A 17,741-nucleotide genomic window follows, 5' to 3' on the forward strand; every position below is an offset into this window, starting at 1 on the left:
TTATAAAGAATCATTAATACAGCAATAATTGGAGGCGACAAGTGGCATGCATTTTTAAATGCCATTTCATACATTTTTTACTTGCCAAATACAAAGGTTGGTCCCCTTGATTTGGTAGCTGATATGATGCAAGGAGATACAATTTCCCTTATTATGATTCCAGGTTATTTATTCTTTGCAAATAGCTTTAATGTGATCAAGAGTGAGTTTGTTTTAATTCGCATACATAGCCGCAGTTCCCTATGGAATAATGAAATGTTAGCTTTTGGATTATCAGCCTTTATTTTTTCTTTTCTGAGTGTAACGGCGACCTATATCTTAGGCGGATTGATGATCAAAAGCTTTGTAAACCATTGGCAAGATCCTTCTGGGGAACTCGCCGCAATTTTAGCTGAAAACAGCTCACATTTATCCGTTCAATCCTTTCTATATACAAGCCCTAGTGTCCTATTGATTTATGTAGTCTATATGACATTAGGATTGTGTTGTATTGGCTTTGTTTTTGCAGTTATGAAGCTTTTGATAAAAAACACACCATTGGTATTTGTCTTGCTTGTGGTTATTATCATGATAGATAGTTATTCCAGCCAGCTTGGCATATTATCTCCTTACCTGATGTTAGATAAATTGGGTTTTTTGAACCCTTTTTCTATTTTGGGGAATGCTTTAATCACCTTTAGTGTCATCTTATGTTTTTCATTTATCGGTAAAAAGCTGATGAATCGTCATGATTTTTTATTTACAAGTAAGAAAGGTAATCGATGATGGAGCTTTTTAAAAAGGTGATCATCCGAGAATGTTGGACGCTGTGGAACTATATTAAATTCCGGCTCATTTTTATATCAATTGTTTTATTTTTGTTGCTGGGTGTACTCTTTGTAAATAGCGAGAATGGAACTTTATTGGATATCGTGTATGGTATGCTGCAAGTCCCGGCCGATGGAGGCAACCCTCTTACATCAAATATTAATTGGCTGACCATTCAATTATTACCCATCTTTTTAGTAGGAACATACGTTTATGAAGATCTATTCCAATCAGGCCCGTTTATATTATTGCGTATTAGAAGCAGGAGATTATTATGGTTTTCAAAAGTTTTTATATTGGCAGTAATTACCTTACTGTATTACTTGCTTATTTTTGTTTTCGTAGAAATAATGGGTTTTTTCTTTCATGTTTCAACTTGGTCTGAAAGTCAAATAATTTATATAGAACTTTCCGATCATCTGCTTGGTCTCACTGTTTCTTTCCTAGTGGGAACTTTCACATTACTGATGCTGCAAGCTATATTATCGATTATGTTCACACCTATGCTAGGGATTATTCTAGTTGTCATTCTATGTGTTGTAAATTTATATTTTAATACATTCTTTTTCCCGGGGCATATTTCAGATGTTTTAGCCTATTCCATTATGGATGGTGAACTTCAATTTATGTTAGGATTTACCTTCCATCTATTACTCACCACAGTGTTAATCTTGCTAGGGAGCCATTACTATAAAAAAGTGGATTTGCTTTATAGAAAATAGGAAAGAAGGAATTTATGGTGAACTACCTTGTAATAGAAAATGCCACAAAAGTAATTCACAAAAAGAAAATACTAAATAACATAAATCTAAGTTTAGAAAAAGGGAAGATCTATGGTTTTGTAGGACACAACGGCTCTGGGAAAACCATGCTATTTCGCGCTATTTGCGGCTTTATAAAATTAACGGAAGGCCAAATACATATCAATGGTGAAAAAGTTGGCAAGGATATTTCCTTTCCTAAAAACACTGGAATAATTTTGGAAAATCCTGGGTTTATTCCACAATATACCGGATTTAAAAACTTAGAGTATCTAGCCTCTATCCATCATAAAATTACAAGTTCAGATATTTATAATGTGCTTGATCTAGTTGGTTTGAAAGAAAGTGCGGATATTAAAACAAAGAAATATTCATTAGGGATGAAACAACGTCTGGGAATAGCGCAAGCCATTATGGAAGACCCGGATCTGCTTATCTTTGATGAACCAACCAATGCTTTAGATCGATCTGGTTGTAAAATGTTCCAAAATCTAATGTTCCAATTAAAAGAGCGAGGTAAAACGATTTTGATTGCAAGCCATAATGATCAAGAAATTCTCCATTTATCAGATGAGATATATGAAATGGAGAATGGGGCTTTGTCTAAGCAAAGCTCAATGGTACATTAGGGGGCCGTCTACATGAATAAAAAAATACTTTTATTAATCATGCTGCTTGTTGTTATAGCGACTAGCATCATCCGAATTTCTCAAGTGAATACAAATGCTTTTGCATTTAAGGATACTCTTCACCCATTAAAAGAACCCTTTCAAGTAAAAGAATTTACCATCATGGTGAAGAAGGCTTATGAAATGACGGAAGAGGAAATAAAGTTACAAAAAGAAATGGATCCTACATTTTATATGGAAGATTCGGATACTATTTTGGCAGTTGAACTGAATGTTGAAAATAATGGAAGTTCAGATGACAGACTTATGATGAGTGAATTCCAATTAAATAAAGGAATCTATGTGACTTATGCAAGTAGAGAGTTAATACAAAAAGATAGTGAAACAGATTATGTTTTAAAATTTGTTGTTCCCAAGAACATTCTTCATTCAAATGAAAAGATTTATTTAGCTGTTCCTCCAGGGGTATGGAATGAAGATAAACGAGATCTCGTAGAATTTGAAATATAATAGACAATGAGGGCCTCCAAAACAATTTCTAGGTTTGGAGGCTCATTTCTTAGTAAGGATCATGCACTACTAACAAAATCGTATTATATCATTGCTTACTATACTGCTTTTTCCTGCTTATTCTTTTCCTCTTTAATTGATTCCTATGAGCAAACAGGGGGCGATATTACCAGGTGGACCGGGCCCAAAAAGTTTACGGATAACGATTCACTATGCCGAAATAAAAAAAAGAACAGCTGGACAATTTATAGAACAAGAGGAATATTTACCGTCCCCCAACTGAAACACTTAAAGAGAAATATGCGCATAAACAGTGCTATTCCAGTTGGCAGTTTATCAGAGCACCAATGGGGAATCATTTTCAAAGCGATGGTCAAGCATGTCCCACGTTTCAGATGGCCGAAAATAAGAAAAGGAATGTTTATCCGTTTTTGAAATGTTATGATAAGGAAGACTGTTGAACTTGTCATTTCAGAAACGCTGAAAGAGGGCATTTTCCCCTCTTTCCATCAACAAACGGTTGTTACGTTTTTGTAAAAATGGATTTTCTTAAGCATCAGGACTCCTTCCCGATGCTATAATACTTTTAAAAAGTAACGATTTGGAGGTTTTCAATGTCAACCCATCACATTTCGAACACCGAATTGACCATGCTTCATCCTACCGATGTTTTTTCTTTAGCTGAAAGAAGGTGGTTTACATGAATCAGCATCTGTTAAAACGACTGTGGGAAATTTTACTCGTTTCCACAAGGTTAGGGCTCACTTCTTTTGGCGGTCCAGTTGCTCATCTAGGTTATTTTCATGAAGAGTACGTTCGCAGAAGAAAGTGGATGGACGAAAAAAGTTATGCGGATTTGGTTGCCTTGTGCCAATTTTTACCCGGACCTGCCAGCAGTCAAGTTGGCATTGGAATTGGGGTCATGCGTGGCGGTATCTTGGGCGGAATCGTTTCTTTTATCGGCTTTACGCTTCCCTCCGTTATCGTGCTCATGATTTTCGCTTCCCTTTTACATACATTTCAAGTAGACGAGACCGGTTGGATCAGGGGTCTCAAAATCGTGGCCGTAGCCGTTGTCGCCCACGCGATTATGGGGATGGCCAAAAGCTTGACTCCGGATGCGAAAAGAAAATCGATTGCCTTATTTGCACTTATCGTGACGCTTGTATGGCCCGCCACCTATACACAAGTAGGTGTCATCCTGGCGGCAAGCATCATCGGATTGATCTTGTACGGTCAAAAAACAGAATTGGAAAAAGCGGTCACAAGCAAATTCCCCGTTTCCCGAACTACTGGATTTATATGTTTATCCCTTTTCTTTGGATTGCTTGTCCTGCTACCGCTGTTAAGAGGGTGGAGCACTGCCGATTGGATTGCTCTTTTTGACAGCTTTTACCGTTCTGGTTCCCTCGTATTTGGCGGAGGACATGTTGTTTTGCCGTTATTGGAACGTGAATTCGTTCCCGGCGGCTGGTTGAATGAGCAGCAATTTTTGGCCGGATACGGAGTGGCACAGGCTGTGCCGGGCCCCCTCTTTACTTTTGCCGCCTATATTGGCACTGTGGTTGGTGGGTGGCCAGGGGGATTGTTGGGAACAGCGGCCATTTTTTTGCCTGCTTTTCTGCTCATTTTAGGCGTTCTCCCTTTTTGGGATGTTCTGCGTGGTAACCCGAAAGTGGCGAGTGCCCTTATGGGAGTGAACGCTTCAGTTGTCGGCATTTTAATTGCCGCGCTCTATCATCCGATCTGGACCAGTTCCATTTCATCGCCATTGGACTTTTCTCTCGCCGCCATCTTATTCAGTATGCTTGTTTATTGGAAATGGCCGCCATGGCTGGTCGTCTTTACCGGTGCTGCGGGCGGGTTCATCATCTCCCTTTTATCCCGCATGTAAGGTGCCATATACACCACTTCAAGACTTGAGTTAAAAGGTCTAAGCGGGAGAAAACGACACCTACATGCCCGATTCGTTCAACTAACAGTCAGTAGGAGATGGTAGAAAACGCCTACTGAATGAAGTTTCACTTTATAAAATAAGCCGGCTGCCCCGTAAAGGGAGAGCCGGCTTTTTCGATCTCGCTTATTCAAAAAACGTCACATGTGATTTGGTTTCACGATAATAATCCAATCTATCTTGCAGCGTACCAGTGTGAAACTCAAATTTATGTCCATCAGGGTCGGTAAAATAGATCGACTTTTTATCCCTTTCATCCCTTGGACGGCTTGGTAATATGTTGACATGCAACTTTTGCAGTTTCTTATACATTTTTTCAAATTCCGTTTCATCAATGGAAAAAGCGATATGTGTATAAGATTGGCTTATTTCATTGCGGGGTATATCTTTTTCTTCATTTAACGCAAGCCACATGCCGTTCAAATCAAAGTAGGCTGTCGTTCTGCCCTTAACAAGCAATCGGGCGTTAAATACATTTTGGTAAAACGTAATCGCTCTTTCCAGATCAGAAACAGAAAATAACAAATGATTAAGACCTTTGATGGACACCATTATCCCCCCAAACATGATCTCTACTATAGATCGTTTTATCGGCCAGAATTGCACCTCCGGAAATGGGACAAAACCCAGTTACCGCAAAAAATCAATTCCATATAGCTGTAGCTTTAGAAGTAAGTTTGATTCAAATTCCTAATAACTTGTTTGAAAAATAGGACAAGATTGTTCAAATCTGCTCTAATGATTGTAACACATTACTTATTTATCCCGCATGTAAGGTGCCATATACACCACTTCAAAATCTTGAGTGAATACAAAAGGTCTAAGCGGGAGAAAACGGCACCTACATGCCCGATTGGTTCAACTAACATTCAGTAGGAGAGGGAAGAAAACGCCTACTGAATGATGTTTCACTTTATAAAAAAGTGTGAGCATTTTTGACATCCTTGTCGGCAAAGCGCCGATTCAATATTGAGCAAGCACTCAAAAATCGGATCATGAGATATGGTAAGCGCCCGTTCATTGAGCAAGCACCCCATCAGCTTAACAGGGTGCGTCCGTTTTCTTAAAATATTTCTTTTGCGTCAGAAGGTAAATCTCTAACATGTTTAAGATATTGAATCATGTTTCTATCATCATTCATTGGATAAGTGAATTGAAAGTGTTTAGCGACATCTTTAGATAAGATTCTAAACAATTCACAAGTAACAAATATTGATTCCCACATATTTGTATATTCAGAATCAGCATACGTTTTTTGGTACATTTCCCAATATGATTCTGGAAGGTATATTTTAAAATATGTACCAAATTTACCTGTTGAAACTTGAAAATCTTCTTGTGTCCCAATCCACCAAGTAACCATTTTATCCAAAGATTCTCTTATCGTATATTCAAACATATGCTTTGCATACGGAAGCTCATCACGCCAAATTCCTTTTGCAACGTTTTGTAAACACCACCAAAAATTGTTTGTATAACTATCGTATTCACCTTGGGATGGCTTTTTGACATGGTAATCTATATCAGTGGGGTAAGGGATTGCCGGTAAAAGATGATCTTTATCCAATAAGGGAAGAGTGAGCTTACTCTTTTCCATACTCTTCAAATACAACTTCTTTTGTTTGGATGCGGAGATCTATGCGATTTCCATCTGTAAAGAGCATTAAAAATCCGTAAGAGCTCGTAAAATCAAAATCTATTTCCTCGCCGAAATCATTTTTGTCAGGTTCTTGCATCATGATTAAATCCCCAAAAGCATTTACCCATGTCTTATCTTTTACAAAAGATACTGTTTCTGTCACAACATAAACAACATCGTAATCCTGGAAAATATCCTTTGGCACATTCGGATTTGTTCTTGAACCGTTCATATAGACGGCCGGAATACGTTGATCTTCTTTGGCGTTGTTTATGATAAGCCCCATCATTTCTTGTTCATTTCTCATTTCATTTCCCTCCGATATATATAGTTGGCTTTACATGGAAAATTCAAAATGGAGGGGCTCGTGGATGATATAAACCAAACTATCATTTATTTAACATTTTTTTCCTCTAACCTTCCTCCCTATTTGGAGCCAGCTTTTTTTCATCAGCCATTTCCACATTTATTCGCAGATTCACTCTGCTATCCTGTTAGTTCCATAAGGTAAGCCGAAACCCCTTCTTTTTTATCAATGAGTAACTTTTTCAAATCGGCGCAACTTTTTTAAACAGTAAAATTTATTTGAATCTACAGTAGTTGCTCCTATATTGATTTCTTGTTTTTCCCCACCTATATGATGCGAGAAAAAAACATGAAATATATGCTTCATTGTTTCATTCAATTTTCCGCCTCTTCATCATTGAATAAAGTCACAATAGAAAAAGCCCCTTACTCGTTTTCATAAGAGGCTCCAGTCGTCCAGTCAACTTCCTTAAGAGCGATGTGTGGACAAGTGTTTCCATGAGTATTGTTTTCCCGGATGATGATTTGCCAACTGGTCAAAGCCAAATAAATGGCCGCGCAATGTTTTCTGTTCGTATTCTTTTTTTACCAATCCTCGCTCTTGCAACACAGGTATAACAAGCTCTGAAAATTCCTCGAAAGAACCAGGCATGACGGTGTATGTGATATTAAAGCCATCCACACCAGCCTCATTCACCCACTTTTCCATCTCATCGGCAATCGTTTCCGGTGTTCCTGCAACAACGGGACCAATTCCGCCAATACCTACAAATTCAGCAATTTCATTTATAGTCCATTGCTTATCAGGATCCGCTTTCGTAAAAATCTCCACCCTGGAACGCATTGCGTCATTTTCAATGAATTGCAGATGTTCGTCGGGATCGTATTGTGAAAGATCTATACCGGTCCAGCCGCTGAATAAACTCAATGCCCCTTCCCGGCTAATGTGATTTTTATAATCTTTGTATTTAGCTTCCGCTTCCACTTGTGTTTTGCCAACAATGGGCGTAAACAAGCTAAATATTTTGATCTCATCACCTTTTCTTCCATAATGCTCCGCTTGCTTCCGAATCGTATTAACATATTTTTTGGCGATCGAAATGACGGGAGCTGATATATATACTCCTTCCGCATGCTTGGCGGCGAAGGCACTTCCTCTCGGAGATAAGCCTGCCTGATAAATGACGGGAGTTCGCTGTGGTGACGGTTCACATAAATGGGCGCCGGGTATATGAAAGTAACGGCCATCATGATCGATATCATGAACCTTGGCTGGATCGACAAACATTTTTCTTTCCCTATCCCTTACAACAGCATCATCTTCCCAACTGCCTTCCCATAACTTGTAACATACTTCCAAATATTCCTCGGCAATATCATAGCGTTCATCATGTTTAATCTGTTTCTTCAAGCCAATGTTCAATGAAGCACTCTTCAAATAAGAAGTGACAATATTCCAGCCGACTCTTCCTTTTGTCAAATGATCCAAAGTCGACATCCGGCGGGCAAATGGATACGGGTTCTCATGTGTCACCGAAGCGGTTACGCCAAATCCAAGATATTCTGTGACAGATGCCATGGCCGGTATAATCAAAAGCGGGTCATTGATGGGTGATTGCACGGCTTGCCGAAGCGCCGCATCCTTGGTTCCTTCGTAGACATCATAGTGACCGAGCACATCCGCTATAAAAACAGCATCAAATTTGGCTTTTTCCAACGTTTTCGCCAACTCTATCCACTGTTCCAAATCAGTATAACGATGGGATTGATCATCTGGATGCCGCCACAATCCAGGAGACTGATTTCCCGGGCAGTTCATGACAAAAGCATTTAATAACATTTTTTTACTGGTCATTTTCTACGCTCTCCTTGCTGTTGATTGTTATATTCAGGCCAAAGGGATGTTTCCACTCCGACAATTTGCTTGCCGATTAATTCTTTTGCCAGATTGTTAGAAGGGCCCATCACAATGCCCGCACGCGAATCCCGGTATAGACGTTCCAACGTTCCTTTTTTATATCCAAATCCGCCGGCTACATCCATGGAGATTTGCGCAACTTGATTGGCCGTCTCGGAAGCATGGACTTTAAACTGATACAACAATGTCCGTAATTCATTCGGAAGAGGTGCGCCTAATTGAATCCATTCATTCAATCGGGCGGCAATATCCTTTTGCCAAGCGGATAAACTGTTGATCAATATCTTTGCCGAGGCAAGCTGATTTCTTATCGTTTGATATTTTGCCGAAGATTTTTTCGCATGCGCAGCAGCCTCATGAAAAATGCCAATGGCTGTGCCCACCCAAGCGGCACCCAAACCAAATAAATAGACATGGCTATTCTCGACTATTGTTTTTCCAGTGCCTTCTTCACCGATCCGGTCACGGTTATGCACAAAAATTTGATCAAAACGAACGGGAGAACTATGATTTCCACGCACACCAAGCGCATCCCACACACCCGCTTCAATTCCATCCTGTTTCGCATCCACAATAAAGTAACAAAGGTCATAAGACACTTCCGCATGAGGAGACCTCGTTAGCAACACATAAAAATCAGCATAACCACTGCTGGTGACAAAAGATTTTTCCACATTCAGCAGATACCCATCCCCCTTACATTCGGCCCTGCTATGACTGAGCCAGTATTGGCCGCCTGATGCCCTTTCACTATTGGCAATCGTCCCGAACTTTCCTTTACGCAATGGCTTCAACCAACGATGCCATTGATCTTCGTTGCCATAATGATAAATAATAGCGGCCGCTCCAACGTTCATCGTATAGACGAGTGCGGTAGATGGACATGCTTGTGCAATTTCTTGAACAACGAGGCCAAATGCCTCATAATCAAGCTCCAATCCGCCCAGCTCTTTTGGAAGAAAAATACTGCTCCAACCTTCTTGGCCCAGCACTTTCAAATTTTCAAGCGGAAAAGCCCCTTCCCGATCGAGACGATCAGCATTTGGTCGAATAACACGATCAATGATTTCACTTAATTGTTCTCTAATTGCGCCATATGTTTCTTTCTTTTGAACATGAAGTGCCATACCAACTATCCCCTTTTCCTACATATTGGTTTAGCCCATTAAAAAAGCTCTCACTAAGGGAATCCTTAAAGTGAGAGCCGCTAGTTGACTAGTAGGCCAAATCCTATTTTTCAATTGAAAAAGCCCTTCCTCAAAAAAGATGAGAGAAGGGCATGTTTTTCCATCCATTCTCATCTTTAGAATACTTCCGTATTCTTCTGAAATTAGCACCGGGCAATCGTATTGCTGGTTGCTGAGATATCATCGGGTCAGTCCCTCCATCTCTCTCGATAAGAAAATAATTATTAACTTGTGTAGAGTATAATCAATATTTCAAAAATAGTCAACACTTTTTGAAATGAAGAATAACATCTATCCTCATTGGTCTGACAATCGCGAACAAAATAACAGGATGGACCAGCACTGAAGGCTTATTGCTTGTGTATGTAGCGTGCGGCTTGAATGGCCGATTTATTCTGATTGGTAAAGCTGATTTACACAGTCAAAATAAGACAAATCAGCAACGTCGAGTTAAAAAGTACATGGATGGTATTAGGAACGATCCATTCATAACAGGCAAAAAAGTATGTGTCTCACCAAACATGACTTGATAGCTTTCTACTCTATCTGCCGAACCTATTCCAAAAAAATAAGGAATCCACCAATCTAGGAGAACCCCCGCCATGATCAGCGATCGCTGGATCATCAGCCATAACTTGGCCCAGAAAAAGGATATGTTTTGCCGATGAAACATAATATGATTCCCATAAGCAGCATAATTTGGGCTGTCCAGAATAAAGTAATGATCACCAACTCTCCAGTAGAATGAGTCGCGGCAACTGCTTGAACATCATTGAGTGGCCCGAGTGGCAACCAGTCATGAAATATCATAAAAAGTAATATGAAACCCGATCCCGTTATAAGCACTTTTTCCGATCGGTGAATCTTTCTTTTCAATTCCTCAAAACCCCGTTATTTTCATCTGATCCATTCTTCATAAACTTATTGAAACTATTTGAATAAAATGTATGCAATGACACCTGGACAACCTGATTCGGAAGCCGTGGCCGGCTATGCTTTCAAGCATCGTTCACGACCATTTATGTTTCACGCTGCCCGCCCATGATACTTTTGTACAGCTGCGCACTTGTTGATGGTGAAAATATGACTACATACTCATTACCGACTTCCTGTTTCACTTTTTCTGTTAATAAAGCCCCTTTTCGATTATGCGCTTCCTCAAGCTCGATACCATTACACTTCAAACGGTCCTTCTCCCAGTCAATCCATTCTCCATAAGTGGCGCACCAATCCGACAGTTGCCCGGCCAATTCTTGCGAAATCGGGATCTTTGTTAACTCCAAATTCATCCCACAATGATGGCACCATACCGGATCTGCGCCTATATCTCCTTCTATTTTTAATTCAGTTGTTTTTCCATGATCACATCCACATAGCAAAGCAATCACCCTTTCGAATCTTTATCTATTTCTACGAATAATCATTAGAAAGGTTCCTTTTGACCCGCCAGGCTTTTTTGGCGCTCTAAAACCAATCCTTCGTCCTATTCCCATATATATTTTAGAATAGTAGAATAATTCTTAAAAGGAGGGTTTATTTTGAAAAAAAAGCTGCTTTACCTCGTAGCAACAGTTCTTCTTGTCCTCTTTCAGGCTCCCGTAGCTTTGGCGAAGTCCGATTCACCGCACGATATTCATTTTGATTCTATCATTACTGATGGCCATAGCGATACAATGAGTAAGGTCATCGACCCGGAAACATGGCTTCCGAGCGTGAATATTGGACAGAATACACCTTTTGAGGTAGATATACCAAAGCTTCAGACAGGAGGCCTCCATGTTCCATTTTTTGCGGCATATACATCCGGCTATTACAATAACACTCCTCGCAGTATCAGCAGAACGCTCGCCCTGATCAATGCATTGTATTGGACGGAGAAAAACAATCCGGACACATTTCAAATTTCTTCAACGTATAAAGAAATCATGAAAGCGGTTCGCGATAACAACATCGCAGCCGTCCCAACGATAGAGGGCGCTTATTCCATGGATAAGAATAATGCGATCGAACTTTTGCGTCAATATGATGATTTGGGTATCAAAGCGATCGGATTTACATGGAATTATTCCAATGATTTGGGTGAAGGAGCCAACAGGGAATACAATGATCCGGACAAAACGCCCTCCGAAGGAGGACTAACAGAACTCGGGTCGGACGTTGCCCGGGAAATGAACCGCTTAGGGATGTTGATTGATGTTTCCCATATGGCTGAAAGTACTTTCTGGGATGTCATCAAAGTTTCCAAAGCGCCTATAATCGCCTCTCATTCGGGTGTGAAAGCATTAAAAGATCACCAGCGGAACCTTTCGGATCATCAATTACGGGCGTTGAAAAAAAATGGCGGAGTCATTAATATCGTATTTTATCCGGTATTTTTGACCAACAATTCGCAGGCTTATGTAAAAGATATCGTTGATCATATTGATCATGTCGTGAATGTAATCGGAGTGGATCATGTCGGTCTTGGATCTGATTTTGACGGTGCTTCTCTGCCGGAAGACCTCCAAGATTCATCCCAACTGCCAAAGCTAACAGAGGAATTAGTAAAAAGAGGTTATACGAAGCAAGACATAGAAAAAATTCTTGGCAAAAATATGCTTCGTGTGTTAAAGGTAGTAGAAAAAACTGCCGATCATGACCCCGCAAAAGTTGGGAGAGGGCTTACCATTACACCAGAATACGAAATGGGTGAAATCATCCAGGAGAGAACACCGCTTCTTTCTGCAAAAGTGACAGCAGAAAAAGGGGCCAAAGCAGATGAAAGCAGCTTTCGCGTTATTGTTGACGGTATTCCTTACAAACCTGTTTTTGATCGGCAACATTCTACCATGTCACTGCAGCTACATGAGGCTTTGAAAGAAAGATTCCACGTTGTGACCTTTGAAGCAGCAAACAAGGCTGGCAAAGTCACAAGGGAAACAAGGATCTTTTATATAAATGATTAAAAGTCAAAGAACAGGGTGATTTACGCCATCCTGTTCTTTTTTAAAAAGCTTATGAAATAAACCCTTTTACAATAAAATCTTGAACGATTAAACATAGCGCCCAAGCAATCATTCCCACCCCAATTGCTATACCTAAATGAAGGGACTGCTTTAAGAGACCAAATACCACGCATAACATTATAATTGTCGCCGGAAAACCTGCTAGAACCCCAAGAGTAAACTTGGAAATGCCCTGAAGAGACTCCCCTTCGATTTTCAACCAAATGATACTTAACAGACTGATTAAGGGAAGGGCAGCAAGCATTCCGCCGTATAACGGGAATCGTCTAGCCAGCTCTGTTACAATGCCGATAATAACTGCCGAACTGATTATTTTTATCACGAAAAACATTTATTTTGAGACCTCGCTTAATATCCGAAATGCTTCAACCACCTTTTTTCTTTCAAAGACGGATAAGCGGCTTAGCGCAGCCTGAAGTTTTACCTCATCCAATTCTGTATTCTTTTTTAATATGGAAGAACCGCGATCTGTTAAATGTATGTATACCTTTCGCTGATCTTGCTCCGCTCTCTCTTTATACAACCAGCCATTGCTTACTAATTTTTTGACATGTTCAGAAGCTGTATTATGTGATATCGATAAATACTCGGCAATATCACGAATCATGACGGATTGCTTTTTCTGCGCGAATTGTAAAATCCGAATACTTTGGTGAGAAATCGTTTCTTCATGCGCAGCATGTAAATGGAAATAAATATCGGTAAAGTATCGGTTTAGTTCTTCCAACATACAAAACCCTCCTCACTATATCGCTCATTCAGATTATATCGTATTTATCGATATAAATGAAGTGCATGTTTTCCTTATATTAGAAAGAAAAAGAGGATATCCTAAAAGTAATAATTTTAAAAACAAACCCAAGAATGCTGTAAAATCAACAATCTTGGGCTTTATATTTCATGCATTTAGGCTAAATTGAACTTTTTACTGTCAATATCAGTCCGCTTTATGATAGGTCATGGAGGCATTCAAACGTTCGCTTTAGTTAAGCTTGCTTCAGCGCTCTTCAATGTTATGTTTCTTGGAAGAAACAGTTATTAGAATCTGATGGTTAAACGACCAAAGTAATCTCATTTACACACTTATTTTTCCTTTCAGCGATTTCGCCTGCATTTGATACATTTGATTGTAAATACCGCCCAACCTCAGTAGTTCCTCGTGCGTTCCCTGTTCTTTCATGCTGCCACGTTCCAACACAAGAATACGGTCGGCATTTTTAATGGTGGAAAGACGGTGGGCAATCATGAATGTTGTCCGTCCTTTCTTTAGAACTTCCATCGCGTGTTGGATGACTTCTTCTGTCTCCGTATCAATATTGGATGTTGCCTCATCCAATATTAAAATCGCCGGATCAAAAGCAAGCGCCCGGGCAAATGAAATGAGTTGGCGCTGCCCGGAAGATAGCGTACTTCCTTTTTCCACCACTGGTTCATCCAGCCCTTTTTTTAGATGGCCAAGTACACGTTCGCCGCCGACTGCTCTCAACGCTTCTGCCGCTTTTTCCCGAGTGATTCGCGGGTCATGTAAGCTGATATTAGAGTATACAGTCCCTGTAAATAAGTATGGATCTTGCAAAACAATAGCCATATGCTTCCGTATCGCCTGTCTCGGGACTGTTGTGATGTCTATCCCGTCAATACTAATTTTCCCTTTCGACGGATCGTAAAAACGAAGCAACAGATTCATAATCGAACTTTTTCCGGATCCTGTATGGCCCACAAATGCCACAGTTTCGCCACGGTCTGCTTCGAAAGAAATATTTTTCAAAACGTATTCATCGTCTTTATATGCAAATGAAACATCTTTAAAAGTGACACGCCCTTCGTATCTTGGCACGGTTTCCCGCGAGACTTCTTCCCCGTTTATGTCCAATACTTCAAATACACGGCTTGCGGCAACGAGGGAGCGTTCAAGCTGTGAGAATTGATTGACGATATTCGTAATGGGATTAAATAACTTTGTTAAATAATCCACAAAAGCATATAAAGTGCCTGCCGTGACGACTGCCCCTGTCGTAATTGATTGAGTTCCAAAGTAAAAAATGAAAATCGCAAACATGAGCAAACGGATCGCACCTACCAAGTTAAAAGACGTAGCCGAATCCAAAACCAATAATTTTCGCTGATACGCATAATGTTCCTCGTTCATCTCATCAAATTCGCTTGTCATTTGTTTTTCTCGCCGAAAGGCTTGGATAATGGCCATTCCTTGTATAGATTCATTCATCATCGCATTCAGATCGGCAATTTTTGAACGAATCACCTTGTTATATCCAGCAGCATATCTTCTGTATAAAATCATCCATAGGTAGATGACCGGGACCAATGTCAAAGCAATCAACGCCATTTTCCAATTTAAAATAAACAAGGCCACATACACACCGGCGATCGAAATGAGCCCTGTCACAAAATTGGAAAGAACCTGGACATATAAGTTTCTGACTGCCTCTGTGTCATTTGTCACACGCGCCACGATTTTACCGGCAGGAAGATGATCAAAATATTGAATCGGCAATGTTTGCATATGCCCAAACACATCTTGACGCAGCTTTTGTACAACACGATTGGCTCCCATTTGCAAAAAAACAAACATAAAGTAACGCAAAACCGCTGTGGCGATAGACAATAGCAAATAGAGACAAAGCAGCCAAGCAATCGGCTCTATGGCAATGGTTCCCATCATCATATGTTCATCAATGATATACTTTGCGATAAATGGGCCGGACAGTTCTGTAAAAACGGCTGCCGTCAAGAAAAGCAGCCCCAGAAAAATAGGTCGCTTATATTGCATGGCATATGTTGTCAATCGTTTACTCGTACTCATGAGCCGCCTCCTTCCAGCTGCTGGCGGACAAATTGATCTTGATACCAGCCTTCTTGCTGAATCAACTCATCATGAGACCCTTGCTCGATGATCCGCCCTTCATCAAGGACGATAATATGATTGGCATGTTGTATGCTTGATAGACGATGTGTCGTAATGATGGTTGTCTTGCCTTTGCGTTCATTTTGAATGTTTTTGATAATGCCAGCTTCTGTATTGGCATCAACAGCCGAAAGCGAATCATCGAGAATCAATATTTCCGGATCTTTAATCAAGGCGCGAGCAATAGACACACGCTGCTTTTGCCCCCCTGACAACGAAATCCCTTTTTCTCCTACAAGCGTTTCAAGACCCATCGGAAGCTGTTCCAAATCCTTTTCAAAGGAAGCTAGACGAATAGCTTTTTGCAAATCGGCTTCTGTTGCATCTTCTTTGCCGAATAAAATATTTTCCCGGATAGTGCGTGAAAACAACACATGATCCTGCGGCACATACCCGATCCAATCCAGAATCTGCTCTTTTCGTTGTGCCGTTATCTCTACTCCATTAATTGATAATTGTCCATCGCCAAAAGGATATTCCCGCAGCAGCTGCCTGAGTAAAGTTGTTTTCCCGGCACCTGTTTTTCCGACAATGCCAAGTGTCTCTCCTTTTTTTAGAGACATGGTAATTTCCTGCAAATTTTTCACTTGGCTCGTCGGATACTGAAACGCCAACTCATCAAAACGAATCGTATGGGGTTCCGTCACCCGTATAGGATTTCTCCGATTTTGAATGTCTGCTTTATAGTCAAGGATGGCGTTCACACGATCAAGCGAAGCATTTCCTTGTTGCATCACATTGACCAATTCGGCGAAGGCGAATATAGGCCACACGGCAAGCCCCAAATATACGTTAAATGTGACAAGCTGCCCAACCGTCATTTCACCATTTGCTATTAAGAATGCACCGTATCCAAGCGAAATGATATAGCTGACCCCTGTTCCCAACCTCGTTATGGGACCGAATAAGGCATTGATTTTGGCGGCTTGCATATTTTTTTCGTATACCTTTTCACTCATATCGCCAAATCTTGTTTCATCGTTTTTCTCTTGCACATAGGCACGAATCACACGCACACCCGCCACGGATTCCAAAACGCTGTCATTCATTTCCCCAAACGCATCCTGTGCTTCTATATACCGTTCATGTATAAGCCGGCCAAAATATTGGATGAATATTGCCATAACAGGCACCGGCAGCATTGCAAATAACGTTAATTTCCATGAAATCATGAAACCCATCGCCAAAATAATCGCACCCAAATAAATAGTGGCGTCTATCAGAGTCATAATTCCAAAGCCTGCTGTTAAAGATACAGCATTCAAATCATTTGTCGCGCGTGCCATCAAGTCACCGGTTCGGTATTTTTCGTAAAAAGGCGGAGACATTCTTAAAAAATGAAGCATTAATTTGCGGCGCATGATCTTTTCCAAATTGATGGCGCCCTCAAATAACCCATATTCCCAAACAAAATTCAAAACGTAACCACCGATAATGATCACAGCGAATATCAGCATATATTTACCCAATATCGCTTTCGTCATTTCTCCGGCCGTTAAAATGTCGATGATGTTACCAAGTAAATACGGTGGAATGACTTCTAGTGCACTCGTAATAATGAGGAGTACAATAGCGATCGAATACTGCACCCAATACCGTTGAAAGAACCATCCCAATTTTCCTAATACACCAAACATATATAAACCCTTCTTTCCGTTTCAGTACCTATGGCTAACCGCTATCAAGCAACAACTTTTCATATCTCAACCTTTTTTGTTTGCAGAACATTTCCATCTACTCCTTTTTCAAGATATTTTTAAATGGCAACAAAAAAACGCATACCCTAACAGAGTATGCATCTCCAAATGGGTATAGAATTTTTCCATACCGTTTGTGTTGGTGAAAATTACAGTAATGCAGAAAACAAGTATGGACAATATATGGAATTAGCTGCTTCAAAGTTTTCAGCACGTACAAACATTGTCCATTCCTCCTTCATAACGTTCTTTCCTGTTTAGAGCGCCCTTATTTTTCTGCAAAAATATGTAGTTCTTGAATAATATCACCGTTTTTAATATATTTCAACAGTTAAGTATATTTTTATTTCGGTTTTTGCCCCTCCCATTTCTTATATTGTCCTTCGCTCTAAAAATTCTTCC

15 protein-coding genes, 1 pseudogene and 1 riboswitch are annotated in these 17,741 nt (G+C 40.2%); of the genes and pseudogenes, 6 read left to right on the forward strand and 10 right to left on the reverse strand.

What is annotated here, in order from left to right:
- The first annotated feature begins 111 nt into the window (after positions 1-111).
- From JOC94_RS15325 to JOC94_RS15345, 5 genes are all read left to right on the forward strand, one after another.
- Positions 112-765 carry a hypothetical protein gene (locus JOC94_RS15325; RefSeq protein WP_205179788.1) on the forward strand — a complete coding sequence of 218 codons (654 nt, stop codon included), beginning with the start codon at positions 112-114 and terminating at the stop codon, positions 763-765.
- Complete coding sequence (locus JOC94_RS15330) at positions 762-1,529, forward strand: hypothetical protein (protein WP_205179790.1); 768 nt, start codon at positions 762-764, stop codon at positions 1,527-1,529. The genes JOC94_RS15325 and JOC94_RS15330 overlap by 4 nt, the downstream gene beginning before the upstream one ends.
- 17 nt (positions 1,530-1,546) lie before the next feature.
- The gene (locus JOC94_RS15335) at positions 1,547-2,197 is read left to right on the forward strand and encodes an ATP-binding cassette domain-containing protein (protein ID WP_139345588.1); all 651 of its coding nucleotides are present in this window, start codon (positions 1,547-1,549) and stop codon (positions 2,195-2,197) included.
- Positions 2,198-2,209: 12 nt separating this feature from the next.
- Positions 2,210-2,707, forward strand: coding sequence for a hypothetical protein (locus tag JOC94_RS15340; RefSeq protein WP_077110462.1), 498 nt, complete (start codon positions 2,210-2,212; stop codon positions 2,705-2,707).
- Between the two features lie 700 nt (positions 2,708-3,407).
- Positions 3,408-4,601, forward strand: a complete 1,194-nt coding sequence (locus JOC94_RS15345) for a chromate transporter (protein ID WP_205179792.1) — start codon at positions 3,408-3,410, stop codon at positions 4,599-4,601.
- 186 nt (positions 4,602-4,787) lie between these two features.
- Here JOC94_RS15345 and fosM read toward each other — a convergent pair whose 3' ends face one another.
- The 6 genes and pseudogenes from fosM to JOC94_RS15375 all read right to left on the reverse strand — a co-directional run bounded on the left by fosM (position 4,788) and on the right by JOC94_RS15375 (position 11,099).
- On the reverse strand, positions 4,788-5,213 hold the full coding sequence (fosM, locus tag JOC94_RS15350; RefSeq protein WP_213089080.1) for a FosM family fosfomycin resistance protein: 426 nt from the start codon (positions 5,211-5,213) through the stop codon (positions 4,788-4,790).
- 511 nt (positions 5,214-5,724) lie between these two features.
- Positions 5,725-6,607 (reverse strand): annotated as a pseudogene (locus JOC94_RS15355) (aminoglycoside 6-adenylyltransferase).
- Between the two features lie 468 nt (positions 6,608-7,075).
- Positions 7,076-8,461 (reverse strand): LLM class flavin-dependent oxidoreductase, encoded by a 1,386-nt coding sequence (locus JOC94_RS15360; protein WP_205179794.1) that lies wholly within the window; start codon positions 8,459-8,461, stop codon positions 7,076-7,078.
- Positions 8,458-9,651 (reverse strand): acyl-CoA dehydrogenase family protein, encoded by a 1,194-nt coding sequence (locus tag JOC94_RS15365; RefSeq protein WP_205179796.1) that lies wholly within the window; start codon positions 9,649-9,651, stop codon positions 8,458-8,460. The genes JOC94_RS15360 and JOC94_RS15365 overlap by 4 nt, the downstream gene beginning before the upstream one ends.
- Positions 9,652-9,818: 167 nt before the next feature.
- A riboswitch (SAM riboswitch) is annotated at positions 9,819-9,927 on the reverse strand.
- A gap of 408 nt (positions 9,928-10,335) precedes the next feature.
- Positions 10,336-10,587, reverse strand: coding sequence for a hypothetical protein (locus tag JOC94_RS22990; RefSeq protein ID WP_236017123.1), 252 nt, complete (start codon positions 10,585-10,587; stop codon positions 10,336-10,338).
- Positions 10,588-10,730: 143 nt separating this feature from the next.
- Positions 10,731-11,099, reverse strand: a complete 369-nt coding sequence (locus JOC94_RS15375; protein WP_321189661.1) for a hypothetical protein — start codon at positions 11,097-11,099, stop codon at positions 10,731-10,733.
- Positions 11,100-11,249: 150 nt separating this feature from the next.
- On the opposite strand from JOC94_RS15375, the gene JOC94_RS15380 reads away from it, so the two are divergent.
- Positions 11,250-12,656 (forward strand): dipeptidase, encoded by a 1,407-nt coding sequence (locus JOC94_RS15380; RefSeq protein ID WP_077110450.1) that lies wholly within the window; start codon positions 11,250-11,252, stop codon positions 12,654-12,656.
- A 49-nt stretch (positions 12,657-12,705) separates the two neighbouring features.
- Here JOC94_RS15380 and JOC94_RS15385 read toward each other — a convergent pair whose 3' ends face one another.
- From JOC94_RS15385 to JOC94_RS15400, 4 genes are all read right to left on the reverse strand, one after another.
- Positions 12,706-13,047, reverse strand: coding sequence for a DUF3147 family protein (locus tag JOC94_RS15385; RefSeq protein WP_077110448.1), 342 nt, complete (start codon positions 13,045-13,047; stop codon positions 12,706-12,708).
- Complete coding sequence (locus JOC94_RS15390; protein ID WP_077110446.1) at positions 13,048-13,446, reverse strand: MarR family winged helix-turn-helix transcriptional regulator; 399 nt, start codon at positions 13,444-13,446, stop codon at positions 13,048-13,050.
- A gap of 345 nt (positions 13,447-13,791) precedes the next feature.
- Positions 13,792-15,540, reverse strand: a complete 1,749-nt coding sequence (locus JOC94_RS15395; RefSeq protein ID WP_077110444.1) for an ABC transporter ATP-binding protein — start codon at positions 15,538-15,540, stop codon at positions 13,792-13,794.
- Positions 15,537-17,279 carry an ABC transporter ATP-binding protein gene (locus JOC94_RS15400; RefSeq protein WP_077110443.1) on the reverse strand — a complete coding sequence of 581 codons (1,743 nt, stop codon included), beginning with the start codon at positions 17,277-17,279 and terminating at the stop codon, positions 15,537-15,539. The genes JOC94_RS15395 and JOC94_RS15400 overlap by 4 nt, the downstream gene beginning before the upstream one ends.
- Between the last annotated feature and the right edge of the window lie 462 nt (positions 17,280-17,741).

It is taken from the genome of Siminovitchia thermophila (genome assembly GCF_016909185.1).
GTDB lineage: Bacteria > Bacillota > Bacilli > Bacillales > Bacillaceae_C > Siminovitchia > Siminovitchia thermophila.

What these genes read in the sequence shown, in the direction of transcription:
- JOC94_RS15345 (WP_205179792.1), top strand. Translation starts at nt 3,408, where the DNA reads ATGAATCAGCATCTGTTAAAACGACTGTGGGAAATTTTACTCGTTTCC.
- JOC94_RS15395 (WP_077110444.1), bottom strand. Translation starts at nt 15,540, where the DNA reads ATGAGTACGAGTAAACGATTGACAACATATGCCATGCAATATAAGCGA.
- JOC94_RS15330 (WP_205179790.1), top strand. Translation starts at nt 762, where the DNA reads ATGATGGAGCTTTTTAAAAAGGTGATCATCCGAGAATGTTGGACGCTG.
- JOC94_RS15365 (WP_205179796.1), bottom strand. Translation starts at nt 9,651, where the DNA reads ATGGCACTTCATGTTCAAAAGAAAGAAACATATGGCGCAATTAGAGAA.
- JOC94_RS15400 (WP_077110443.1), bottom strand. Translation starts at nt 17,279, where the DNA reads ATGTTTGGTGTATTAGGAAAATTGGGATGGTTCTTTCAACGGTATTGG.
- JOC94_RS15340 (WP_077110462.1), top strand. Translation starts at nt 2,210, where the DNA reads ATGAATAAAAAAATACTTTTATTAATCATGCTGCTTGTTGTTATAGCG.
- JOC94_RS15360 (WP_205179794.1), bottom strand. Translation starts at nt 8,461, where the DNA reads ATGACCAGTAAAAAAATGTTATTAAATGCTTTTGTCATGAACTGCCCG.
- fosM (WP_213089080.1), bottom strand. Translation starts at nt 5,213, where the DNA reads ATGGTGTCCATCAAAGGTCTTAATCATTTGTTATTTTCTGTTTCTGAT.
- JOC94_RS15390 (WP_077110446.1), bottom strand. Translation starts at nt 13,446, where the DNA reads ATGTTGGAAGAACTAAACCGATACTTTACCGATATTTATTTCCATTTA.
- JOC94_RS15385 (WP_077110448.1), bottom strand. Translation starts at nt 13,047, where the DNA reads ATGTTTTTCGTGATAAAAATAATCAGTTCGGCAGTTATTATCGGCATT.